Annotated in this window: 19 protein-coding genes; 10 read left to right on the top strand and 9 right to left on the bottom strand. The window is 73.9% G+C overall.

Annotated elements, in window-relative coordinates; genetic code table 11:
• Nucleotides 1–18: 18 nt before the first annotated feature.
• Both GRQ65_RS16360 and GRQ65_RS16355 read left to right on the top strand, forming a co-directional pair.
• Nucleotides 19–3873, top strand: a complete 3855-nt coding sequence (locus GRQ65_RS16360; protein ID WP_160879046.1) for a Pls/PosA family non-ribosomal peptide synthetase — start codon at nucleotides 19–21, stop codon at nucleotides 3871–3873.
• Nucleotides 3870–5186: a M1 family aminopeptidase gene (locus GRQ65_RS16355; RefSeq protein ID WP_160879045.1), complete on the top strand. Its 1317-nt coding sequence runs from the start codon at nucleotides 3870–3872 to the stop codon at nucleotides 5184–5186. Before GRQ65_RS16360 ends, GRQ65_RS16355 begins: the two co-directional genes overlap by 4 nt.
• On the opposite strand, the gene GRQ65_RS16350 is transcribed toward GRQ65_RS16355, so the two are convergent.
• Genes GRQ65_RS16350 through GRQ65_RS16335 form a run of 4 tightly spaced genes read right to left on the bottom strand, consistent with a single transcriptional unit; the run spans nucleotide 5183 to nucleotide 8121 of the window.
• Nucleotides 5183–5587, bottom strand: a complete 405-nt coding sequence (locus GRQ65_RS16350) for a 4'-phosphopantetheinyl transferase family protein (protein ID WP_160879044.1) — start codon at nucleotides 5585–5587, stop codon at nucleotides 5183–5185. The genes GRQ65_RS16355 and GRQ65_RS16350 overlap by 4 nt on opposite strands.
• 19 nt (nucleotides 5588–5606) lie before the next feature.
• Nucleotides 5607–6266, bottom strand: coding sequence for a 3-oxoacid CoA-transferase subunit B (locus GRQ65_RS16345; protein ID WP_337191796.1), 660 nt, complete (start codon nucleotides 6264–6266; stop codon nucleotides 5607–5609).
• Entirely contained in the window at nucleotides 6263–6919 is a 657-nt protein-coding gene (locus GRQ65_RS16340) for a 3-oxoacid CoA-transferase subunit A (RefSeq protein ID WP_160879043.1), read from the bottom strand. The genes GRQ65_RS16345 and GRQ65_RS16340 overlap by 4 nt, the downstream gene beginning before the upstream one ends.
• Nucleotides 6916–8121 (bottom strand): acetyl-CoA C-acyltransferase, encoded by a 1206-nt coding sequence (locus GRQ65_RS16335; protein ID WP_160879042.1) that lies wholly within the window; start codon nucleotides 8119–8121, stop codon nucleotides 6916–6918. The genes GRQ65_RS16340 and GRQ65_RS16335 overlap by 4 nt, the downstream gene beginning before the upstream one ends.
• A gap of 95 nt (nucleotides 8122–8216) precedes the next feature.
• Here GRQ65_RS16335 and GRQ65_RS16330 point away from each other — a divergent pair, with 95 nt between their 5' ends.
• Nucleotides 8217–9107, top strand: a complete 891-nt coding sequence (locus GRQ65_RS16330; RefSeq protein WP_160879041.1) for a LysR substrate-binding domain-containing protein — start codon at nucleotides 8217–8219, stop codon at nucleotides 9105–9107.
• Between the two features lie 221 nt (nucleotides 9108–9328).
• Nucleotides 9329–10585: a fatty acid desaturase gene (locus tag GRQ65_RS16325; RefSeq protein WP_160879040.1), complete on the top strand. Its 1257-nt coding sequence runs from the start codon at nucleotides 9329–9331 to the stop codon at nucleotides 10583–10585.
• Between the two features lie 192 nt (nucleotides 10586–10777).
• Here GRQ65_RS16325 and GRQ65_RS16320 read toward each other — a convergent pair whose 3' ends face one another.
• Nucleotides 10778–11770 carry a YhjD/YihY/BrkB family envelope integrity protein gene (locus tag GRQ65_RS16320; protein ID WP_160879039.1) on the bottom strand — a complete coding sequence of 331 codons (993 nt, stop codon included), beginning with the start codon at nucleotides 11768–11770 and terminating at the stop codon, nucleotides 10778–10780.
• A gap of 180 nt (nucleotides 11771–11950) precedes the next feature.
• Nucleotides 11951–12271, bottom strand: a complete 321-nt coding sequence (locus tag GRQ65_RS16315; protein ID WP_202388225.1) for an antibiotic biosynthesis monooxygenase — start codon at nucleotides 12269–12271, stop codon at nucleotides 11951–11953.
• A 128-nt stretch (nucleotides 12272–12399) separates the two neighbouring features.
• Here GRQ65_RS16315 and GRQ65_RS16310 point away from each other — a divergent pair, with 128 nt between their 5' ends.
• Entirely contained in the window at nucleotides 12400–13518 is a 1119-nt protein-coding gene (locus GRQ65_RS16310; RefSeq protein WP_202388224.1) for a DUF3500 domain-containing protein, read from the top strand.
• Nucleotides 13519–13540: 22 nt separating this feature from the next.
• Here GRQ65_RS16310 and GRQ65_RS16305 read toward each other — a convergent pair whose 3' ends face one another.
• Together GRQ65_RS16305 and GRQ65_RS24090 are read right to left on the bottom strand one after the other, a co-directional pair.
• Nucleotides 13541–14728, bottom strand: coding sequence for a glycosyltransferase (locus GRQ65_RS16305; protein ID WP_160879037.1), 1188 nt, complete (start codon nucleotides 14726–14728; stop codon nucleotides 13541–13543).
• Nucleotides 14729–15434: 706 nt separating this feature from the next.
• Nucleotides 15435–16907 (bottom strand): AAA-type ATPase lid domain-containing protein, encoded by a 1473-nt coding sequence (locus GRQ65_RS24090; protein ID WP_202388223.1) that lies wholly within the window; start codon nucleotides 16905–16907, stop codon nucleotides 15435–15437.
• A 210-nt stretch (nucleotides 16908–17117) separates the two neighbouring features.
• Between GRQ65_RS24090 and GRQ65_RS16295 the strand changes: the two genes are divergently transcribed.
• The 4 genes from GRQ65_RS16295 to GRQ65_RS16280 are packed head-to-tail and all read left to right on the top strand — an operon-like array spanning nucleotide 17118 to nucleotide 20771.
• Nucleotides 17118–18179: an amidohydrolase family protein gene (locus tag GRQ65_RS16295; RefSeq protein WP_160879036.1), complete on the top strand. Its 1062-nt coding sequence runs from the start codon at nucleotides 17118–17120 to the stop codon at nucleotides 18177–18179.
• Nucleotides 18176–19015 carry an iron-sulfur cluster assembly protein gene (locus GRQ65_RS16290; RefSeq protein ID WP_160879035.1) on the top strand — a complete coding sequence of 280 codons (840 nt, stop codon included), beginning with the start codon at nucleotides 18176–18178 and terminating at the stop codon, nucleotides 19013–19015. The genes GRQ65_RS16295 and GRQ65_RS16290 overlap by 4 nt, the downstream gene beginning before the upstream one ends.
• Nucleotides 19016–19020: 5 nt before the next feature.
• Nucleotides 19021–20046: an NAD(P)-dependent alcohol dehydrogenase gene (locus tag GRQ65_RS16285; RefSeq protein ID WP_160879083.1), complete on the top strand. Its 1026-nt coding sequence runs from the start codon at nucleotides 19021–19023 to the stop codon at nucleotides 20044–20046.
• Nucleotides 20047–20060: 14 nt separating this feature from the next.
• The gene (locus GRQ65_RS16280; RefSeq protein ID WP_337191795.1) at nucleotides 20061–20771 is read left to right on the top strand and encodes a DUF1097 domain-containing protein; all 711 of its coding nucleotides are present in this window, start codon (nucleotides 20061–20063) and stop codon (nucleotides 20769–20771) included.
• Between the two features lie 43 nt (nucleotides 20772–20814).
• Here the strand turns inward: GRQ65_RS16280 and ppk2 are convergent, their stop codons facing one another.
• Nucleotides 20815–21699: a polyphosphate kinase 2 gene (gene ppk2, locus GRQ65_RS16275; RefSeq protein ID WP_202388260.1), complete on the bottom strand. Its 885-nt coding sequence runs from the start codon at nucleotides 21697–21699 to the stop codon at nucleotides 20815–20817.
• A gap of 81 nt (nucleotides 21700–21780) precedes the next feature.
• On the opposite strand from ppk2, the gene GRQ65_RS16270 reads away from it, so the two are divergent.
• Complete coding sequence (locus tag GRQ65_RS16270; RefSeq protein WP_160879033.1) at nucleotides 21781–22530, top strand: LLM class flavin-dependent oxidoreductase; 750 nt, start codon at nucleotides 21781–21783, stop codon at nucleotides 22528–22530.
• Nucleotides 22531–22537: the final 7 nt, after the last annotated feature.

Here is a 22537-nt window from a genome sequence, read left to right as displayed (position 1 = left end):
TCGGGCAGGGTCGCCGTCGTGGATCCACTGCGCCGAGGTGAGCACGCACCGCCTCCCCGCACCCTCGTCGACGTCTTCCGGGCCAGCGCGGAGCAGGCGGCCGACGAGCCGGCGGTCGACGCCGGCTCGATGGTGCTGACCTACGCCGAGCTGGCCGAGGCGGCCGAGGAGCTCGCGACGGAGCTCAACGCCCACGGGATGGGCCGGGGCGACCGGATCGGGGTGCGGGTCAGCTCCGGCACCGCCGACCTCTACGTCGCGATCCTGGGCGTGCTGTTCTCGGGCGCGGCCTACGTGCCGGTCGACGTCGACGACCCCGACGAGCGGGCCCGCCTGGTCTTCGACGAGGCCGACGTCGCCGCGGTGGTCGGCAACGACCGCACCGTCGTCGTACGCCGCGAGGGGCCGCCACGCGAGCCCGAGGAGCCGGGTCTCGACGACGACGCGTGGGTGATCTTCACGAGCGGCTCGACCGGCACCCCGAAGGGCGTGGCCGTGAGTCACCGCAGCGCGGCGGCGTTCGTCGACGCCGAGTCGCGGATGTTCCTGCAGGACGCACCGCTCGGGGTCGGCGACCGGGTGATGGCCGGACTGTCGGTGGCCTTCGACGCGAGCTGCGAGGAGATGTGGCTGGCGTGGCGCTACGGCGGCTGCCTGGTGCCGGCGCCGCGGGCGCTGGTGCGCAGCGGCATCGACGTCGGCCCCTGGCTGGTGGCCAACCGGATCACCGTCGTCTCGACCGTCCCCACCCTCGTGGCGCTGTGGCCCGCCGAGTCGCTGGAGCGGGTGCGGCTGCTCATCATGGGCGGTGAGGCGCTGCCCGCCGAGCTGGCGGCCCGCCTCGTCGCGCCCGGCCGCGAGGTCTGGAACACCTACGGCCCCACCGAGGCCACCGTCGTCGCGTGCGGCGCCCAGGTCACCGGCGAGGGGCCGGTGCGCATCGGGCTGCCGCTCGACGGCTGGGACCTCGCCGTCGTCGACGCCGAGGGCCGGGAGGTCGCCGAGGGCGCGACCGGCGAGCTGATCATCGGCGGCGTCGGGCTGGCGCGCTACCTCGACCCGGCCAAGGACGCCGAGAAGTACGCCCCCATGCCCACCCTCGGCTGGGACCGCGCCTATCGCAGCGGCGACCTCGTCGTCCGCGACCCCGCCGGGCTGCTGTTCGGCGGCCGCGCCGACGACCAGGTCAAGCTCGGCGGGCGCCGCATCGAGCTCGGCGAGGTCGACTCCGCGCTGCTCTCGGTGCCGGGTGTGGTCGGCGCCGCGGCCGCGGTCCGGCGTACGTCGGCCGGCAACCAGCTGCTCGTGGGGTACGTCGCCACGGACGACCGCTTCGACCAGGCCCAGGCGCTCGAGCTGCTGCGCCACGCCCTGCCCGCGGCGCTGGTGCCGCGCCTGGCGGTCGTCGACACCCTGCCGACGCGGACCTCGGGCAAGGTCGACCGAGACGCGCTCCCCTGGCCCGTCCCGGGAGCGGGGACCGGCACGACCGGCACCAGCACCGGCGCGGAGCTCACCGGCACGATGGCCTGGATCGCCGAGCTGTGGCTCGACGTGCTCGGCGCCGAGGTCACCGGCCCGGAGGCCGACTTCTTCGACCTCGGCGGCGGCAGCCTGACCGCCGCCCAGCTCGTCTCGCGGCTGCGCACCCGCTTCCCCGAGGTCGTCGTCGGCGACCTCTACGAGCACCCGAGCGTCGGCACGCTCGGGGCGTTCCTCGACGGCCTCACCGCGTCCGGCCCGACGAGCGACCGCACCGTGCCTCCGACGCCGATCAAGACCCAGACGGGGCAGGTCGTGGCGACGGTCCTGCTGCGGGCGCTGGCCGGCCCGCGGTGGCTGGTGTGGGTGGCGCTGGGCTGCCGCCTGCTCCACGACGTGCTCGGCTGGGGGGTGCTGCCCGCGGTGCCGTGGTGGGTCATCGGCCTCGGCTGGCTGGTCTTCGGCACCGCCCCCGCCCGCATGCTGCTCGCCGCGGGGGCGGCCCGCCTGCTCCTGCGGCCCGTCGCACCGGGCACCCACCCGCGCGGCGGCAAGGCCCACCTGCGGCTCTGGCTGGCCACCCGCGTGGCCGACGAGCTGGGCGCCACCGCACTGTCCGGCGCGCCGTACATGACGTGGTACGCGCGGCTCCTCGGCGCCCGCGTCGGTCGTGACGTCGACCTCCACAGCCTCCCGCCGGTCACCGGGCTCCTCCACCTCGGCCGGGCCGCCTCGATCGAGCCCGAGGTCGACCTGTCCGGCGTCTGGGTCGACGGCGACCTGGTCCACGTCGGCGCCGTGCGCGTCGGCGCCCGCGCCCGCATCGGCGCCCGCAGCACGCTGTGCCCCGGCGCCGACGTCGGCCGCGACGCCGAGGTGGCGCCCGGCTCGGCGGTGTTCGGCGCCGTGCCCGAGGGCGAGTTCTGGTCGGGCTCGCCGGCCGAACGCGTCAGCGAGCGGGCCCGCGGCCCGTGGTCGGCGCGCCCCGAGACCAGCCGCGCCTGGTCCTCGGCGTACGCCGCGGTCGCCGTGCTGCTCTCACTGCTGCCCGCCGTCGCGGTGGGCGCCGGGGCACTGGTGCCGCTGCTCGTCGCCGGTGAGCCGCGCACCTGGGGCGGCGTGCTCGCGCTGGTCGCGTGGACGCCGCTCGCGGTGCTGCTCGGCTCGGTCGTGCTCGCGGCGGCCGTGTGGGCCGTGGTCCGGGTCGCGGGCCGCGCCGTGGCGCCGGGGGTGCACCCCGTGCGCAGCGGTCCGGCCCTGGCCGTCTGGACGACGGTGCGGGTGCTCGACGAGGCGCGCACCTGGCTGTTCCCGCTCTACTCCTCCAGCCTCACGCCGTGGTGGCTGCGGGCCCTGGGCGCGAAGATCGGCAAGGACGTCGAGGCCTCGACCGTGCTGATGGTGCCGAGCCTGACCCAGGTCAACGACCAGTCGTTCCTGGCCGACGACACGCTCATCGGGGGCTACGAGCTCGGCGGTGGTTGGCTGCGCGTCGAGCGCGTCAAGATCGGCAAGCGCGCCTTCGTCGGCAACTCCGGCATGGCCGCCCCCGGGCGCCGCGTGCCCAAGGCGTCGCTGGTCGCCGTGCTGTCCGCCGCCCCGCGCCGGGGCACCGCCCGCTCCGGCGAGTCGTGGCTCGGCAGTCCCCCGGCCCCGCTGCGGCGTACGGCGAGCGTCGAGGACGACGCCCGCACCTACGACCCGCCGACCCGGCTCAAGGTCGCGCGCGCCCTCGTCGAGGCGTGCCGCCTCGTGCCGTCGACGGCGACGGCCGCGCTCGCGCTGGTGGTCGTGGTCGCGCTCGCGTGGCTGCTCGCCCAGCCGCTCGGACCGCTGTGGGCGCTGCTGCTCGCCGGGCCGGTGCTGGCGCTCGCGGGACTGGTCGCCGCCGCGGTCACCGTGCTCGCCAAGTGGGTCCTCGTCGGCCGGCTGCGCCCGGGCTCGCACCCGCTGTGGTCGTCGTTCGTGTGGCGCAACGAGCTGGCCGACACCTTCGTCGAGGTGCTGGCCGCGCCGTGGTTCGCCCGCGCCGTCTCCGGCACCCCGCTGCTCAACGTCTGGCTGCGCGCGATGGGCGCACGGATCGGGCGCGGCGTGTGGTGCGAGACCTACTGGCTGCCCGAGGCCGACCTCGTCGAGCTCGGTGACGGCGCCACCGTCAACCAGGGCACGGTCGTGCAGACCCACCTGTTCCACGACCGGCTGCTGAGCCTCGACCGGGTGGTGCTGAAGCGCGGCGCGACGCTCGGCCCCAACAGCGTGATCCTGCCCGCGGCGACCCTCGGTCGCCACGCTACGGTCGGTCCCGTGTCGCTGGTGATGAGGGGCGAGTCGGTGCCCGACAAGACGACCTGGATCGGCAACCCGATCGGGCCGTGGGCGCCCGAGTGAGCCAGCTCCCGACCGCCGACCCCTACCTCGCCGGCCACGGCGACCCCTCCTGGAGCGCCACGCACTACGCGCTCGACCTCGACTACGACGTCGCCGGCAACGCCCTGCGCGGCGAGGCCGTCATCGAGGCGGCCGCCGTCGAGGACCTCACCCGCCTGGTCCTCGACCTCGCCCACCTCAAGGTCGACAAGATCACCGTCGACGGCCGCCCGCCCGCCAAGTGGACCGTGCGGTTGCACCGGCTGCTGCTCACCCTGCGCACCCCGCTCGACGCGGGCGAGACCTTCCGCATCGCGGTGAAGTACTCCGGTCGCCCCCGCCCGCTCGTCGTGCGCCAGCACGGCGACGCCGGGTGGGAGGAGCTCACCGACGGCGTGATCGTCGCGGGCCAGCCGCACGGCGCGCCCACGTGGTTCCCGTGCAACGACCGGCCCGACGACAAGGCGACGTACGCCGTCGCGGTCACCACCCAGCCCGACTACACGGTCGTCTCCAACGGCGCGCTCGCCTCGCGCCAGCGGCGCGGGTCGTCGGTGACCTGGCGCTACGAGATGCCGGTGCCGATGGCGACCTACCTCGCCACCGTGCAGATCGGCCCCTACGTCGTCCACGAGCACGACGGCGCCCCGGTGCCGCTGACCACGATCGCCCCCGCCGACGCCGGTCCCGGCCTCGAGCAGGCCTTCGGTCGCCAGCCCGAGATGATGGCGGCGTTCGAGGAGCGCTTCGGGCCCTACCCGTTCGCGTCCTACGCCGCCGTCGTCACCGACGACGACCTCGAGATCCCGCTGGAGTCGCAGGGGCTGTCGACGTTCGGGCGCAACTTCTGCACCGACGACTGGGACTCGGTGCGCCTCGTCGCCCACGAGCTGGCCCACCAGTGGTTCGGCAACGCCGTGACGCTCGCGCGCTGGCGCGACATCTGGCTGCACGAGGGGTTCGCCTGCTACAGCGAGTGGCTGTGGTCGGAGGCCTCCGGCGCACGCACCGCCGACGAGTGGGCGCGTCACCACCACCGGCGCCTCGCCGGGCTGGACCAGGACCTCGTGCTCTCCGACCCCGGTGCGGAGACGATGTTCGACGACCGCGTCTACAAGCGTGGCGCGCTCACGCTGCACGCCCTGCGGCTCACCGTCGGTGACGACGCGTTCTTCGACCTGCTGCGCGGCTGGGTGGCCGAGCACACGGGCGGCTCGGTGACCACCGAGCAGTTCCGCGTCTTCGCGGCCGAGCGCACCGGCACCGACCTCACCGCGCTCTTCGACGCCTGGCTCGACGAGACGGCGCTGCCGGCGCTGCCGGCGCTGCCCTAGGAGGGCTCCGCGCCGGGCCCGGCGATGCGCCACTGTGCGTCGTCCCCGCCCGCCAGCGTGCCGACGTACGCCGGGGGCAGGGCCAGCGCGCTCAGCGGCACCGCACCTCCGGCCTTGAACGCCGCCTCGACCTCGGTCCACTCGCGCCGGTCGATGCCGTCGACCGGCGGGCCGGCGGCCTCGACGTCGACGCCGACGGGGCCCTCGTGGCTCCACGCGACGGCGATCAGACCGGGCGCGTAGGACACGCTCACCGCCGGCGCCCGGCCCGAGGCGACCCGCACGACCGGGCGCCCGTGCCCGCCCGAGGCGCAGCGGGGGCAGAGCCGGGCGACCACCACGGCGCCGACCTCCTCGCGAAAGACGGCGTCAGCCAGGGCCCGCAGCTGCTCGCGCTCCACGCCGAGAACTTAGCCAATCTCAGCGCAGCAGAGGCACCTCGAGCCGCGCCGCGAGCTCGTCGTACGACGTGCCGAAGGTCTCGCGCACGACGACCCCCTCGGGCCGCAGGTCGAAGACCGCGAGCTCGGTGTAGACCCGGTCGACGCAGCCGACGCCGGTGAGCGGGTAGGTGCAGCTCGGCACGAGCTTGGGGGTGCCGTCCTTGGCGAAGAGCGTCATCATCACGAACACGCTCTTGGCGCCCAGGGCGAGGTCCATCGCGCCACCGACGGCGGGGATCGCGTCGGGCGCGCCGGTGTGCCAGTTGGCCAGGTCGCCTCCGGCCGAGACCTGGAAGGCGCCGAGCACGCACACGTCGAGGTGGCCGCCGCGCATCATCGCGAACGACGCCGCGCTGTCGAAGTACGACGCCCCGGGCAGCTCGGTGACCGGCTGCTTGCCGGCGTTGGTGAGCTCGGGGTCCTCCTCGCCGGGCGCGGGGCGCGGACCCATGCCGAGCATGCCGTTCTCGGTGTGGAGGACGACGCCCTGGTCGGCGCGGAGGTGGTCGGCGACGCTGGTGGGCTGGCCGATGCCGAGGTTGACGAACGACCCGGCCGGGATGTCGCGCGCCACGAGCGCGGCCATCTCGTCCTTGCCGAGGGGCTGCGTACCGAGGGGCTTCTCCGACGTGCTCACACCGCCACCACCTTGTCGACGAAGACCGACGGCGTCACGACCGTCTCGGGGTCGAGGTCGCCGATCTCGACGACCTCGCTGACCTGGGCCACGACCGAGGTCGCGGCGGTGGCCATGACCGGGCCGAAGTTGCGCGCCGTGCGCCGGTAGACGAGGTTGCCGGCGCGGTCGGCGCGGTGGGCGCCGATCAGCGCGACGTCGCCGTGGATCGGCATCTCCAGGACGTAGGTGCGCCCGTCGATCTCGCGGGTCTCCTTGCCCTCGGCGAGCGGCGTGCCGACGCCGGTCGGGGTGAAGAACGCCCCGATCCCGGCCCCGGCAGCGCGCATCCGCTCGGCGAGGTTGCCCTGCGGCACGAGCTCCAGCTCGATCTCGCCCGAGCGGTAGAGGCCGTCGAAGACCCACGAGTCGGCCTGGCGCGGGAAGGAGCAGATCACCTTGCGCACCCGGCCCTGGGCGAGCAGCGCGGCGAGGCCGGTGTCGCCGTTGCCGGCGTTGTTGGACACCACGGTGAGGTCGGTGGCGCCCTGGCGGATGAGCGCGTCGATGAGCTGGACCGGCATCCCGGCCATGCCGAAGCCACCGACCAGCACGGTCGAGCCGTCCCGGACCTCGGCGACCGCCTCGTCGGGGTCCGCGCAGAGAGTGGTCACGCGGCCGCCTCGACGTTCTCCAGCACGACGGCGAGGGCCTGGCCGACGCCGATGCAGATCGCGGCGACGCCCCACCGCTCCCCCGACTCGCGCAGGCGGTGGGCCAGCGTGCCGACGACCCGGCCGCCGGAGGCGCCGAGCGGGTGGCCGATCGCGATGGCGCCGCCCTTGGCGTTGACCAGCTCGGGGTCGCGCAGGCCGTCGGCGAGCCAGGCGTCCACGCAGGCCAGCGACTGGACCGCGAAGGCCTCGTTGAGCTCGACCGCCCCGACGTCGCCCCAACCGATGCCGGCCCGGGCGAGCGCCCGGTTCGCCGCCTCGACGGGGGCGAAGCCGAACTCCTGCGGGGCCAGCGCGAAGGTCCCGCGACCGGCCACCCGGGCGAGCGGGTCGAGGCCGGGCACGGCGCCCGCGGCGCCCACCAGCAGCGCCGAGGCGCCGTCGTTGAGCGGGGAGGCGTTGCCGGCCGTGATGGTGCCGCCGGCCTCTGCGGAGCGGAACGACGGCTTGAGCCCGGCGAGCTTCTCGGCGCTGGAGCCGGGGCGGATGCCCTCGTCGCGGGTCAGGTCCACCCCGTCGACCGCGACCACGAGGTCGTCGTAGAACCCCTCGGCCCAGGCCGCGTCGGCGAGGCGGTGGGAGCGCGCGGCGAACTCGTCCTGGCGCTCGCGGGAGATGCCGAACCGCTCACCGAGCTGCTCGTTGGCCTCGCCGAGCGAGACGGTCCACTCCGCAGGCATCCGGTCGTTGACGAGGCGCCAGCCCAGCGTCGTGGAGACGGCGGTGACGTTGCCGGCGGGGAAGGCCCGCGACGGCTTCGGCAGCACCCACGGGGCGCGCGTCATCGACTCGACGCCGCCCGCGAGCGCGACGTCGGCGTCGCCGGTCTCGACCGTGCGCGAGGCGGCCATGAACGCGTCGAGCGAGGAGCCGCAGAGCCGGTTGACGGTGACGGCGGGCACCGAGACCGGGAGGCCGGCGAGCAGCACCGCCATCCGGCCGACGTTGCGGTTGTCCTCGCCGGCCTGGTTGGCGCAGCCCCAGACGACGTCGCCGACCGCGGCGGGGTCGAGGCCGGGCGCCTTGGCCAGCACGGCGGAGACCGCGGTGGCGGCCAGGTCGTCGGGTCGCACCTCGGCGAGGGCTCCGCCGAAGCGGCCGAACGGCGTCCGCGCGGCGGCGTACAGGTAGGCATCGGTCACGGACCCAATCTAGGCCGGGTGCGCCGATCATCTCCAACAGTCAATCGGTCTCGACTGATCCTCCTGCGTGATGGATCGCTGGTAGGTTGCCGATCGTGGAGCTGCGCCACCTGCGCTCGTTCGAGGCGCTCGTCGAGCACCGTCATTTCGGCCGGGCGGCCGAGAGCCTCCACCTCGCGCAGCCCGCGCTCTCGCAGCAGATCAAGCAGCTCGAGCGCGAGCTGGGCGTCGAGCTGTTCACCCGCACCACGCGCCGGGTCGAGGTGACCGAGGCCGGCGAGCGGCTGCGCACCCACGCGCGCGCCGTGCTGGCCGGGGCCGACGAGGCCGTCGCCGACCTGCGGCGCCTGGCCGGTGGCACGACCGGGCGGGTCGCGGTCGGCTTCGTCGGCACCGCGACGTACGACGTGCTGCCGGGCCTGGCGCGCCGGGCCCGCGAGGAGCTGCCCGACGTGGAGCTCGAGCTGCGCGGGGAGGTGCTCAGCCCCGACCTCGCCCGCGGCCTGCTCGACCGCACCCACGACCTCGCGGTCCTGCGCCCGGGCGCCGACGACCGGCTGGCCTGGCGACCCCTGCGCACGGAGCGGCTCGTGGCCGCGCTGCCCCGCGACCACCGCCTCGCCCACCGGCGTCGCCTCGACCTGGCCGAGCTCGCGGGCGAGCCGTTCGTGACCCACCCCTCGGGCCACCGCTCGTCGTTCCAGCGCACGGTCCTCAACGCCTGCGCGGCGGCGGGGTTCACCCCCGACCCAGTGCTCGAGGTCGCCGAGACCGCGACGCTGATGGTGTTCGTCGCGGCCGGTCTCGGTGTCGCGCTCGTGCCGGAGCCCGTGCGCAGCCTCGCACTGGCCGGCGTCGTGCACGTGCCGCTGCGCCGCGCCCCCACCGCCGAGCTCGCCCTCGCACACCGCACGGGCGACCTCTCCCCCGCCGCCGCGGCGGTCGCGGAGCTGCTGGGGGCGGTCGTCGCGTCGGGGCTACCCTGACGGTCGGAATCCCAGCATCTGCTGGGACGGCCAACGTTCTGGGGTGTTGCAACACCCCAGAACGTCAGGGATCCCAGCAGATGCTGGGATTCCGTCACCTCCTGGGTGCCGCACAAGCAACGAGGCGAGCACTAGCAGTACCCAATTCACAGGGAAGGGTGCAAAGGTGTCGCAGGGGGTCGTTCGGGTGACCCCTGCCGCACACCGAACTGGAGGTCTCCGTGACCGCGCAGCCCGTCGCAGCCCGTCCCGCCCCGGCCCAGTCCCGCCCGCCGGTGGCCTGCCACCTGAGCGCCGAGGACGTCGAGGCCCTCGGCCGTGAGCTCGACGCGATCCGCCAGCGCGTGCTCGACAGCCGCGGCGCCCGCGACGCGGCGTACATCCGCCGGGTGATCGCGACCCAGCGCGCGCTCGAGCTCGGCAGCCGCGTCGTGCTGCTCGCCGGCTCGCGGCGCTCGGCCTGGTGGCTCGGCACGGTCAGCCTGTCGCTGGCCAAGATCCTCGAGAACATGGAGATCGGCCACAACGTCCTGCACGGGCAGTGGGACTGGATGCGCGACCCCAAGATCCACTCGACGACCTGGACGTGGGACCACGCCTCGCCGCCCGACCAGTGGCAGCGGGCGCACAACGAGGTGCACCACCGCTTCACCAACATCGTCGGCCACGACAACGACCTCGGCTACGGCGTCATGCGCGTGACCGAGGAGCAGGAGTGGAAGCCGATCCACCTGACCCAGCCGCTGCTCAACGCGCTCATGGCGTGCGTCTTCGAGTGGTCGATCGCGATGTACGACGCCGACCTCGGCGACTCCATCGACGACAAGCGCGGCCTCTCCCCCGAGGCCCGCGGCCGGCTGCGCCGCACGCTGCGCCGTGCCGGCGAGCAGGTCGCCAAGGACTACCTCGTGCACCCGGTCGTCGTCGGTGCGGTCAGCCGCGGCGGCTTCGGCCGCACCGTCGCCGCCAACGCCGTGGCCAACCTCGTGCGCAACGTCTGGTCGCACTCGGTGATCATGTGCGGCCACTTCCCCGAGGGCGTCGAGACCTTCGAGCTCGACGAGCTCGACATCGACGAGAGTCGCGGTGAGTGGTACCTCCGCCAGATGCTCGGCTCCGCCGACATCTCGGGGTCGAGGGCGATGCACCTCATGACCGGCAACCTCTCGCACCAGATCGAGCACCACCTGTTCCCCGACCTCCCGAGCAACCGCTACGCCGAGGTCGCCCCGCAGGTGCGCGAGGTCTTCGAGCGCTACGGCCTCGACTACTGCGCGCGCCCGTTCGTGCCCCAGGTCGCCTCGGCCTGGCACCGCGTGCTGCGGCTGTCGTTCCCCGACGGCTGGCTCGAGGAGACCCACCGCGGCAACGTCGTGCCGCAGGTGCGCGCCCTCGCCCGCCGGGTGCGCACCGAGCGCCGCGCTGCCAAGGCCGCCAAGGCCCGGGGCCGCCTCAAGGCCGTGCCCGACGCGACCTGAGTTCGGCGCAGCCGCGCCGACGGTGGTCGAGGAGGTCGCGCTGGCGACCGTCTCGAAACCACTGCCGCAGAAGAGCGGTTTCGAGACAGGACTTCGTCCTTCCTCAACCACCGTGTCGGCAGGACCTCGTCCTTCCTCGACCACCGTGTCGGCAGGACTTCGTCCTTCCTCGACCACCGGGTGGAGGCACCCTCAGGCGGGCACGCCCCGCTCGTCGACGACGACCCCGTGGGGACGTCCCGGATCGTCCTCGGCGGGGTCGGCCTGGCCGCCGCGGCAGGCCTCGAGCTGGGCGCAGACGGCGGCGCCGAGGAAGAGCGCGACCGACGACAGCAGGGTCCACAGCAGCAGGGCGACGACCCCGGCGAGCGGGCCGTAGACGTCGCCGAACGACGGGCTCAGCCCGGCGTACGCCGCCAGCAGGCCGGTGCTCGCCAGGCTGAGCGCGACCGAGACGCCGGCGCCGACCGCGAGCCAGCTGAGCCCGGGCTGGCGCCGCCGCGGGGCGTGGTTGAGCAGCACCGCGACCGTGAATGTCACGAGCACGACGCCGACGGGCCAGCGCAGCCAGTTCCAGGCGGTGACGGTGCCGGACGACCAGCCGTAGCCGTCGGCCATGGCGTCGGCGAACGCCGAGCCGGCGACGATCAGCAGGAAGCCCACCCCGACCGGCACGGCGAGGACGGCCGTGAGGGCCGCGGCCCGGCCGTACTTGTGGAGGGCGGGGCGGTCGCGCCGGATGCCGTAGATGCGGTTGAGCCCGCGCTCGATCTGCGCCATGGCCGTGGTCATCGAGACGAGCGCGAGCGCGAGACCGGCCCACAGCGCGAGCTCGCCGGTCAGCTCGGAGGCGTCGGAGCCGCGCACGGCCCGGGCCAGTGCGTCGCTGTCGCCGCCACCGGGGCTGATCGCCGCGACGGTGGCGGCGAGCACCTCGGCCGGTCGGGCCTCGTCGAGATCGGCGACGAGGCCCGACAGCGCGAGCAGGAACGGCACCACGGCGAGCGAGGCCTGCAGGGCCAGCGCCCGCGACGAGCTGAACCCGTCTCCGTAGCGGAAGCGGACGAAGGCGTCGACCGCGAGGCGGCGTACACCGACCTTGCGCAGCTCGTGCCAGGCGTCCTCGGCGTCGAGCTCCTCGCCGTCCATCTCGACGGTGACAGGGACCGTGCGCGCCGTGGACACCTGCGGAGTCTAGGGCGTGGTTCTCCGACCCCCGTGGGAGCAGGCGTGGGGTCGCGCGGAGCTGGCAAGGCGGAGGAGCCCGCCGTGGCAGCGCCACGGCGGGCGACGACAACGCAGTCCAGGTCCGATGCGACGCCGCGCGGGCGACCGCGCCGGTCGGAGAGCCACGCCCGAGGAGGGTCAGGCGATGCGACGCACCCGGTTGACGGTCAGCCCGTCGGCGTCGAGCAGGTCGCCCATCTTGCTGGCGAAGTCGACGAGGTGCGGGGCCGCGAGGTGGGCGTCGAGGTGCTCGCCGGAGTGCCAGTTCTCGTAGAAGGTGAAGAAGCTCGGGTCCTCGACACCCTGGTGGAGGTCGTAGTTGACGTAGCCCTCCTCCTGGCTGGTGGGCTCGATGAGCGCCTCGAGGGCCGCCTTGAGCTCCTCGGTCTTGCCCTCGGCGGCCCGCATGTAGGCCACCACGGTGAGCAGGTCGCGGTTGTCATCGGTGGGTGTGGTCACGGGTTCCTCCAGGGACGTCGTCGTCTCGCGTACAGGTGAGCTGGACACTGCTGGACACTGCGTTGAACGCGGTCGCAGCCTCGGTCAGGCTAGGTCGCATGTCGCCCCGCCACCAGGCTGCTGTCCACATGGCTGACGCCGCGATCGCCTGGCTCGACACGCTCGACGACGAGCAGCGGGCCGTGGCCCAGGGCGTGGGCCCCTCCGACGACGCGGAGACCGACGCGGAGCGCCGGCGGTGGTTCTACACCCCCACCGACCACGGGGGCCTGACCGTGCACCAGCAGCGCCCGCCGCAGCACCGCGCGGCGATGCGGCTGGTGGCGACCGGGCTGTCCATGGCGGGCTACGTCACGGTGGCGACCACGATGGGCCTCGAGAACGTCCTCGACCGCGTCGAGGGGTTCGTGACCCGCTTCGACCGCGAGCGCGGGCGCGACCCGGGGCTCTACTACCTGCGGGTCTTCGGCGACCCGGGCAGCGAGGCGCCCTGGGGCTGGCGCTTCGGCGGCCACCACGTCAGCCTCAACAACCTCGTGATCGACGGCGAGCTGGTCTCGACGACCCCGTGCTTCATGGGCGCCGACCCCGCCTCCTCCCCGCTGCTGGGCGGCGTCCTCAACCGTCCCCTGGCGCGTGTCGAGGACCTCGCCCGCGAGCTGGTGCGCTCCCTCTCCCCCGACCTGCGGGCGCGGGCGGTGCTGCTCGACAGGGCGCCGTCGGACTTCGTCACCGCCAACCGCACGACGGTCGCCGAGGGCGACCGGGTGATCCCGCTGGCCGGCATCTGGCGCGACGAGCGCTTCCCCGACGCCGAGGAGCAGGCCAAGCTGCAGGCACTGTCCGACGCCATCGACGACGCCGCCGGGCTGACGGACGAGCACCACCGCACGGTGGCCTACTCCACGACCCCGCGCGGCGTCGCGGGCTCCGACCTCGACGGCGGCCAGCGCGAGCTGCTGCACGCCCTCCTCGGCACCTACCTCGACCGGGTGCCCGAGGACGTGTCCCCCCTGCCGGCGTACGACCCGGCGCGGGACGGCGCGGCCCTCGACGCCGTGCACCTCGCGTGGGCCGGGTCCACCGAGCCCGGTGAGCCCCACTACTACCGGCTGCAGGGTCCTCGACTGCTCATCGAGTGGGACAACACCCAGCGCGGAGCCAACCACGCCCACTCGGTGTGGCGCGACCCCGAGGCCGACTTCGGCCTCGACCTGCTCGCGCGCCACCGGACCGCCCACCACTGAGGGCGACAGCGGGTCGGACGCCTCAGCCGACGAGGTCCAGCCGCGAACCGGCGGCGTGCTCGCGGATCAGCGCGGCGTAGGCGTCGTAGGTGCGCTGGTCGCTCAGGCGCTGACGTCGGCGCAGGATGCGCTCGGCGTGCTCCTCGCGCTGCTCGTACGCCGCCACCCAGGTGTCGGCCATCGCCGTGGCCTCGCGAGGGGCGACCAGCCGCGGCTCGCCGACCATGAGGGCGGCGTCGCCGACGTCGGTGGTGACCGGCACGGCCCCGCACGCCATCCCCTCGAGCAGCGCCAGCGGCGCGGCCTCGCCGTACGCGCTGGTGATGACGACGAGGTCGGCGGCGTTGCACAAGCGGGGCACGTCGGTGCGGATGCCGAGCAGGTGGACCCGCTCGCTCGCCAGCCCGGCGCCGGCGAGCAGCGCGACCAGCTCGGCGTTGCCCGCGCTCATGCCCGCGCCGCACAGGACGAGGTGGGCGTCGGGTCGCAGCTCCCGGAACCGCGCGGCGGCACGCACGAACAGCGCGACGTCCTTCATCGGGTCGAACCGGGCGGAGAAGAGCACCACCGGCACCTCGCCGACCACGCCCAGCTCGCCCCGGGCCTCGGCACGGGTCGTCGCGCAGGGACGGAAGCGGCGCAGGTCGGTGCCGTTGGGTACGACGGGCAGCTGGTCGAGCGGGATGCCGGTGGCCGCGTGGTAGGCCGCCTGGGTGGAGTGCGCGCAGCAGATCGCCGCTCGGACCGTGCCGCGCTCGACGAGGGAGACGAGCGTCTCGAGCGCACGGCCCTGGTGCTCGGGGTCGGAGCGGTGCAGGCAGGTGAGCACCGGGCGACCGCCGAGACGCGCGTCGGCGAGCGCGAGCAGGGGCTGCTCCTTGAGCGTGAGCACGACATCGGCGGCGGAGACCGCCCGCTGCAGGGCCCGGCGCTGGCCGGGGCGCCAGGCCTCCCCCGACCCGCGGCGCAGTGCGGTCACGGGCACGCCCGCGCGGACCAGCGAGCGGTGGCTCGCGTCGCCCTGGGCGAGCTGCACGGTGTTCTCCCGCACCGACCGGTCGGTCAGGCTGAGCACGCGGTGGTGCTGGCCGGTGGTCGAGTGCAGGGCCCTCACGACCCCGGTGTGCAGCACCCGCGCGCCGCCGGCGAAGAACCCCTCGTAGACCGAGAGGACCCGCGGTCCGTCCTCGGTGAACGCCACCTGACCCATGCCGCTCCTCCGACCCGTCCGCACCCTCACCCCGCACGGGTCGCGCGGGGGTTGCGGCGACGGTAGGGCCGGTGGGCGTGGCGCACACCACAGGACGCGTGAGCACGCGGTGAACGTCGCGTGAACCGGTCCGGGCTGGACCGGACCGGTCACCCGGGCTTGGGGTGAGCCCGTCCTGGGCAATGGAGGTCAGCGCGACCTGCCTGGGGGGCCATGGGGGAACCCGGTTCCAGGTCGCGCCGGACGCCCTTCCCGATCTCGGGGAGGGCGTCTGCTGTGCCCGGCGGCGGCCCGGAGACGACCCGGGGCAGAGGGGGCGAGCGGTAGTCACCGACGTTCCGGGGCATGAGAGTCGTCTCAGGGCCCCAGAACGTCTGTGACTACCGCCCGAACGTCGGTGACTACCGCCCGGACGTGAGCGGCCACCGGCCCCAGGACGTCGAACGGCCCCCTCCGGCGAGGCCGGAGGGGGCCGGGCGCGGTGTCCGGCTCTGACGAGCCGGCACCGGGCGACGACACGTGGACCTCACGGTGCGCACCAGCAGGGCCAGTCCGTCCCGCGCTCCCTCCCCAGGGGGCCCGGTGTCGTCGTGGAGAAACGTAAGCGTTTTCCGGCCCCCAGCGGAAGACGCCAGCGGCAGAATGGCCCCCTCGGGCCACCCGGCATGGCCCACCCGGCCCCACCCCCGTGCCGAGGACGGCCCCCTCAGCGAGGGACGCGCAGCTCGAGGTGGGCGACCTTGCGGTAGAGGGTGGCCCGGCTCATGCCGAGCTCCTCGGCGGCGTCACGCATGGTCACCCCGGGGCGGGTCAGGACCCGCACGATCTCGTCGCGCTCGAACGCCTCGATGCGGCTCAGTCGCCGCCGCGACCCGGTGAGGAGCTCGGCCGGCAGGTGGCGCACCTCGATGCGGTCGGTGTGACCGGCCGCGGCGCGGACGACCTCGACCAGCTCGGAGACGTTGCCCGGCCAGTGGTGCTGCTCGAGCGCGTGTGCAGCGCTCGGGTCGATGTCGATCTCGCGACCGCGCACGCGCATCGCGGCGTGCCGGGCCAGCGCGACGACGTCCTCGGCCCGCTCGCGCAGCGCCGGCACCTGCACCACGGCGTCGACCAGGCCGGCCAGCGGGGCCGGGATGTCCTCGAACCGCTCAGCGGTGACCGCGAGGGGGACCTCGGTGACCAGGTCGCGGAGTCGCTGCGCCGCCCAGACCGGCAGCTCGTCGACCCGGCGTACGACGACCGCCGTGTGCGGCTTGCCGACCTCGGGGGTCCACAGGTCGAGCCAGGCCTCGACGTCGGCGGGCGCGGGGGCACTGGCGGCCAGGATGCGCGAGGCGGGGCGGTGGCGTCGTTCGGCCTGGGCGAGCAGCGTCGCGCGCCCGGTGCCCCGCTCACCGACCGCAGCGACCACCCGCCCGGCGGCGACGGCGTCCTCGGCGCGGTGCAGGGCCGCGGTCCACGGCTGCGACAGCTCGCGCAGGGTGCCGGCCCCCGGCTCGAGGCGCGGGACCTCGACGCGGAACACCTCGCCCCGCGGGGCCGGACGCGCCGTGCGCCCAGAGGCCCGCGAGAGCATCAGCGCCGAGGTGGTGCTGGCGGCGGAGTGCGCGAGCGCGAGGAGCAGGTCGGAGGAGGCCTGCGACCAGGTGGTGAGGTTGACCGCTCCCTCGAGCCGCCCGGTGACGGGGTCGAGGACCGGCACGGCGGCGCAGGTGTAGCTGCACAGGCTGAGCGCGTAGTGCTGCTCGGCCCGCACGACGGTCGGCACCCGGTCGGCGAGCGCCAGCCCCAGACCGTTGGTCCCCGCCTCCCGCTCGGCGTAGGAGAACCCCGGGGCGAGGTGCACGGCGTCGAGCGCGCGCAGCAGCGCGTGGTCGCCGCTGAACCGGTTGAGGACCAGCCCGTCCGCGTCGGTGAGCATCAGGCTGATCGGCTCGTCCGCGAGGTTGCGGGCAAGCTCCCCCAGCACCTGCTGGCCGCACTCGAAGAAGAGCGACTGCTCGTCGTAGGCACCGGTGAAGACCGGCTGCACCGTCTCGACCGGCACGCCGTAGTCCTCGCTGCGCTGCCAGGAGGCGAGCAGTCGGTGCGGCATCCGGGCGACCTGGGCGGAGGCGACCTGTCGGGGCACGAGCTCGCCCTGCAGGTGCGCACGAGCCGGCAGCTGGTCGTCCACGGCGCCTCCGAGACTCCGGTCAGGGGTGTGACCCACGTTACGTCGCGCCCGCGCACGCGGCGAGGAGACGGCGTCTCAGATTGAGACGGCCGGTTCTCAGATTGAGACGCGCACCCCGGCCCCGGTCGGCGACAGCCGACCTACGTTGCCTGCAGATGTGGCGGCGGTCACCGCCACACGACAGCAGGTGACAGCAAGGGAGCTGACGGCATGTACACCCAGGACGGCGAGAGCTACTTCATCGTGGACGCCCACATCGCACTGTGGGACGCCCGGCCGGAGAACCAGCGCAACATCCACGGCAAGCAGTTCATCGACTGCTTCTACGACTACCACGCCAACCTCTCGCCGGAGTCGGAGAAGTGGAGCTACGAGGAGTACCTCTACCAGGGCGGCGAGCGCCTGATGAAGGACCTCTTCGAGGACGGCTACGTCGACCACGCGGTCTTCCAGCCCGCCTACCTCTACGAGTTCTACCGCAACGGCTTCGGCCAGACCGACGAGGCGTCGGCGCTCGCCGCGGCCCACCCCGACAAGCTGACCTACAACCACTACTTCGACCCCCGCAACGGCGAGCGCGGGCTCGACCAGCTGCGTGCGGACGCCGAGCGCTTCGGTCTCAAGGGCGTCAAGCTGTACACCGCGGAGTGGCACGGCGAGTCGCGCGGCTACAAGCTCAGCGACCCCTGGACCTACCGCTACCTCGAGCTGTGCCGCGAGCTCGGCATCACGAACATCCACATCCACAAGGGCCCCACCATCCGCCCCCTCGACCGCGACGCCTTCGACGTCGCCGACGTCGACCACGCCGCGAGCGACTTCACCGACCTCAACTTCATCGTCGAGCACGTCGGCCTGCCGCGCCTGGAGGACTTCTGCTGGATCGCCACCCAGGAGCCCAACGTCTACGGCGGCCTCGCGGTCGCGATGCCGTTCATCCACACCCGGCCGCGCTACTTCGCCCAGATCATCGGCGAGCTCGTCTACTGGATCGGCGAGGACCGCATCCTCTTCTCCTCCGACTACGCCCTGTGGACGCCGCGCTGGCTGGTCGAGTCGTTCGTCGACTTCCAGATCCCCGAGGACATGAGCGAGTACGCCCCGCTCACCACCGCCCAGAAGAAGAAGGTGCTCGGCCTCAACGCCGCGGCGCTCTACGACCTCACCGTCCCGGCCGAGCTGCGGCTGCCGACCGAGGTGGCGGACGCCGACGAGAGCGCCACGGGCCCTCGCCAGCCCGAGCGCGCCGACCTCGCTGGAGCCTCGGCATGAGCACCCGCACCAGCACCCGCACCGGCACCCGCACCACGACCGCCGCCGCCACCGACCTGGCCGAGCTCACCCGGGCGGCGTACGACGCGCTGGGGGTCGTCATCGACCCCGAGCTCGACGAGCCCATCACCGACCTGGGCTTCGTCCGCTCGCTCGAGGTCCGTCCGACCGCGGACGGCGACCTGGAGGTGGAGACCCACCTGCGCCTGCCGACGTCCTTCTGCGCGCCCAACTTCGCCTACCTCATGGCCTCCGACGCCAAGGACGTGCTCGACGCGCTGCCCTGGACCGCCCGGGTCGTGGTCGAGCTCGACGACCACCACGACTCCGACCTCATCAACCGCGGCCTCGCCGCCGACGCGGGCTACCGCGGCACGTTCCGCCACGAGGCGGAGAGCGACCTGGACGAGCTGCGGGCGACGTTCCAGCGCAAGGCCCACACGGCCGCGATGGAGCGGGCGCTCACGTCGCTGCTCCGCTCGGACGCCGACCTCGCCGAGGCCGAGGTCGGACGCGTCGTCCTCGGCGACCTGCCCGACGACGCCACCACCGCGGCCCTGCTGCGGCGCCGCGCCGACATCGGCCTCGGGGCCGACCCGCTGGACCGGGTGCTCGTCGACGCCGACGGCACGCCGTACGCCGAGGGCGAGGTCCCGATGGCCCTGCGCCGGGCCCGCTCGACGCGCATCTCCATCGAGGGCAACGCGCACTTCTGCCGCGGCCTGCTCGCCACCCGCTACCCCGACGAGCCGACCGAGCCGGCGTTCGTGTCGGTCGGCGACCTGTTCGCTCACACCCCCAGCCACACCACCCGAGAGAAGGAGACCGTCGCGTGAGCACCATGCGAGCAGTCCAGGTCGTCGGCTACCACCAGCCGCTGGAGATGACCGAGCAGCCGGTCCCCGAGGCCACCGGCCCCTGGGACGTCGTCGTCAGGATCGGCGGCGCCGGCGTGTGCCGCACCGACCTCCACATCCTCGAGGGCCAATGGGAGGAGAAGTCGGGGGTCACGCTCCCCTACACGATCGGCCACGAGAACGCCGGCTGGGTCGCGCAGGTCGGCAGCGCCGTCACCAACGTCCGCGAGGGCGACAAGGTGATCGTGCACCCGCTCATCACCTGCGGGCTCTGCCGCGCGTGCCGCTCGGGCGACGACGTGCACTGCGAGGACAACCAGTTCCCGGGCATCAGCACCCACGGCGGCTACGCGGAGTACCTCAAGACCTCGGCCCGCTCCGTGGTCAGGCTCGACGACTCCCTCGAGCCGGCCGCGGTCGCGGCGCTCGCCGACGCCGGGCTCACGGCGTACCACGCCGCCGCGAAGGCGGCGCGCCGTCTGACCCCGCGCGACCGCTGCGTCGTCATCGGCGCGGGCGGCCTCGGCCACATCGGCATCCAGGTGCTGCGGGCCCTCAGCCCCGCCGAGCTCATCGTCGTCGACCGCAACCCCGACGCGCTCAAGCTCGCGCTCTCGATCGGCGCCGACCACGGCGTCGTCGCCGAGGGCAAGCAGGTCGAGGAAGTCCTCGACATCACCGGCGGCCACGGCGCCGAGGTCGTCGTCGACTTCGTCGGCGAGGGCGGCTCGACGGCCGAGGGCCTCGCGATGACCCGCCAGGCCGGCGACTACCACGTGGTCGGCTACGGCGAGAACGTCGACGTGCCGACCATCGACCTGGTCTCCGCAGAGAAGAACGTCATCGGCAACCTGGTCGGGTCCTACAACGACCTGCAGGACCTGATGGCCCTCGCGGCTCGCGGTGCGGTCACCCTGCACACGCAGACCTACGCGCTCGACGACTTCCAGAGCGCCATCGACGACCTCGACGCCGGCCGGGTCCGCGGCCGCGCGATCCTGGTCCCGTAGGCAGGGGCGAGACCGTGACGACTGCACCTGCCGCCCCGACCGCGACCACGCCCGTGCGCAGCCCGCTCGGCGCCCGGCTGCGAGGGGCGCTGCCGCTGGCCGCCGTGATCGGCGTGCTGGCCTTCGCCTGGTGCGAGTTCGCGCTGAACTTCACCTTCCACTGGTTCACCGCCGGCGACCTCGGCAACGGCCTGTCGCTGCCGGAGAACTTCCACCTGGTCGTGCCCGCGGCCTTCGTCGCCTGGGGGTTCTTCTTCGCCGCCGGCGCCGACACCGCGGCGTTCGTCAAGCTGGTCGCCGCCAGCATCACCGGCGGGCTCGCGGCCCTCGGGGCGATGGCCGGGGCCTCGCTGACCGCCGACCTGCCGTCGTTCTGGGGCATCGCGGTGTGGGTCGGGATCTTCGCCATCGTGCTCGTGCTCATGGGCGAGCTCGGCGACTGGCACCACGTGCCGGCCACCTTCGGCGCCTTCGCGTCGGTGTTCTTCTGGTGGACCGCCACGGGCCTGGACCACTGGGCCCCGGGCGGGGGCGGCACCGGCAACACCCTCTCCTCCCTCGCCGACCCGGCCACGGCCGGGGCGGGTGCCTTCGGCGGCGTCATCTCGACGCCCTACGAGATGGTGTGGCTGAGCGTGACGGCCAGCCTGCTCTGCGGGTGCCTGCTCGGACTCGCCTCGGTGAAGCTGACCGCGCTCGTGAGCCGCCCCTCCGCGACGCGCTGACCGGGGCGGCGACAGCGACGACCACGCCGTCGTACGTCGTAGGTCAGTCGCCCACCGCGTCGATCCCGCGCTGCACGATGGCGGGGTCGGGCTGACCGACCACGTCGACGTCCTTGTCGTCGTAGTCGAAGCGGGCCAGGAAGTGACGCATCGCGTTGACCCTGGCCCGCTTCTTGTCGTTCGACTTGATCGTGGTCCACGGCGCCCAGTCGGTGTCGGTGCGTCTGATCATCGCGGTCTTGGCCGCGGTGTAGTCGTCCCACTTGTCGAGCGACTCGAGGTCGATCGGCGACAGCTTCCACTGCCGCACCGGGTCGACCTGACGGATGATGAAGCGCGTCCGCTGCTCGGAGCGGGTCACGGAGAACCAGAACTTCGTGAGCGAGATGCCGTCGTCGACCAGCATCTTCTCGAACAGCGGCGCCTGGGCCATGAACCGGTCGTACTCGGCGTCGTCGGCGAAGCCCATCACCCGCTCCACGCCGGCGCGGTTGTACCAGGACCGGTCGAACAGAACCATCTCCCCCTGGGTCGGCAGGTGCTGGACGTAGCGCTGGAAGTACCACTGCCCCTGCTCCCGGTCGCTCGGCTTGCCGAGGGCCACCGTGCGCGCGTAGCGCGGGTTGAGGTGCTCCATGAACCGCTTGATCGTGCCGCCCTTGCCGGCCGCGTCGCGGCCCTCGAAGAGCAGCACGTGCCTGGTGCCCGAGTCGGCCGCCCAGCGCTGGAACTTCAGCAGCTCGACCTGCAGGCGGTACTTCGTCTCGTCGTACTCCTCGCGGGTCATGCGCTCGTCGTAGGGGTAGTTCTCGCGCCAGGTGTCGACGGCACGGCCCTCGGGGTCGATGAGCACCGGGTCGTCGTCGTGGTCCTCGCCGATCGTGTGGCCCTCGATGCGCAGGCGGTCGATGTACTCGCGGACGTCCATCAGCACGGGTTCCACGCTAGGCCTGCGGGCGAACGCGCGGATGAACGCCGGGTGTCGGCGGCCTCTGGCACAGTCGGGTCCGTGGTCAGCACCGGTGTCGTCTTCCGTCCGCAGAGCCCGCCCGAGGAGCTCCGGGGAGCCGTGGCGGCCACCGAGGCCGCCGGGGTCGGGCAGCTGTGGCTGTGGGAGGACTGCTTCCTGGAGGGCGGGCTCACCACCGCGGCGCTGGCGCTCGCGTGGTCGGAGCGGATCATGGTCGGCCTCGGGCTGATGCCGGTGCCGCTGCGCAACCCGGCGCTCGCCGCCATGGAGGTCGCGACGCTGGCGCGCACCTTCCCCGGCCGGTTCATCCCCGTGCTCGGTCACGGCGTGCAGCCGTGGATGCAGCAGGTCGGGGCGGCGGTCGACTCGCCGATGACCCTGCTGCGCGAGCACGCGAGCGCGGTCCGAGCCCTGCTGCGCGGCGAGCGCGTCTCGACCTCGGGCCGCTACGTCTCGCTCGACGACGTCGCCCTGGACTGGCCCCCGGCCACTGCCCCGGCGCTGCTCCTGGGCGCCCGTGGCCCGCGCTCGGTGGCGCTGGCGGGCGAGGTCGCCGACGGTGTGCTGCTCGACAGCGTCGCCGACGCGGCCGCCGTACGACGCGCGCGCGAGGCGGTCGGCCCCGACCGCGAGGTGCGGGTGTTCGCGGAGGTCTCCCCCACCACGACCCGGTCCGAGGCCGACGAGCTCGTGGCGTCGTTGGCCGAGGCCGGGGCCGATGCCGTCCTGCTCCAGGGCGGCGGCGGGCGGCCCGACGTACGACCGCTGCTGGAGCTGCTCGCCGGCTGAGGCTCCG

The organism is Nocardioides flavescens, from assembly GCF_009823805.1.
Taxonomy (GTDB): Bacteria; Actinomycetota; Actinomycetes; order Propionibacteriales; family Nocardioidaceae; genus Nocardioides; species Nocardioides flavescens.
The sequence above is the reverse complement of the archived record's forward strand: the minus strand, read 5'-3'. Positions and strand labels throughout refer to the sequence as shown.

Bases quoted from the DNA above. Each gene is read 5' to 3' on its own strand.
- GRQ65_RS16305 (WP_160879037.1), bottom strand. From the start codon at position 14,728: ATGGGTCAGGTGGCGTTCACCGAGGACGGACCGCGGGTCCTCTCGGTC.
- GRQ65_RS16290 (WP_160879035.1), top strand. From the start codon at position 18,176: ATGAGCACCCGCACCAGCACCCGCACCGGCACCCGCACCACGACCGCC.
- GRQ65_RS16310 (WP_202388224.1), top strand. From the start codon at position 12,400: ATGGCTGACGCCGCGATCGCCTGGCTCGACACGCTCGACGACGAGCAG.
- ppk2 (WP_202388260.1), bottom strand. From the start codon at position 21,699: ATGGACGTCCGCGAGTACATCGACCGCCTGCGCATCGAGGGCCACACG.
- GRQ65_RS16295 (WP_160879036.1), top strand. From the start codon at position 17,118: ATGTACACCCAGGACGGCGAGAGCTACTTCATCGTGGACGCCCACATC.
- GRQ65_RS16285 (WP_160879083.1), top strand. From the start codon at position 19,021: ATGCGAGCAGTCCAGGTCGTCGGCTACCACCAGCCGCTGGAGATGACC.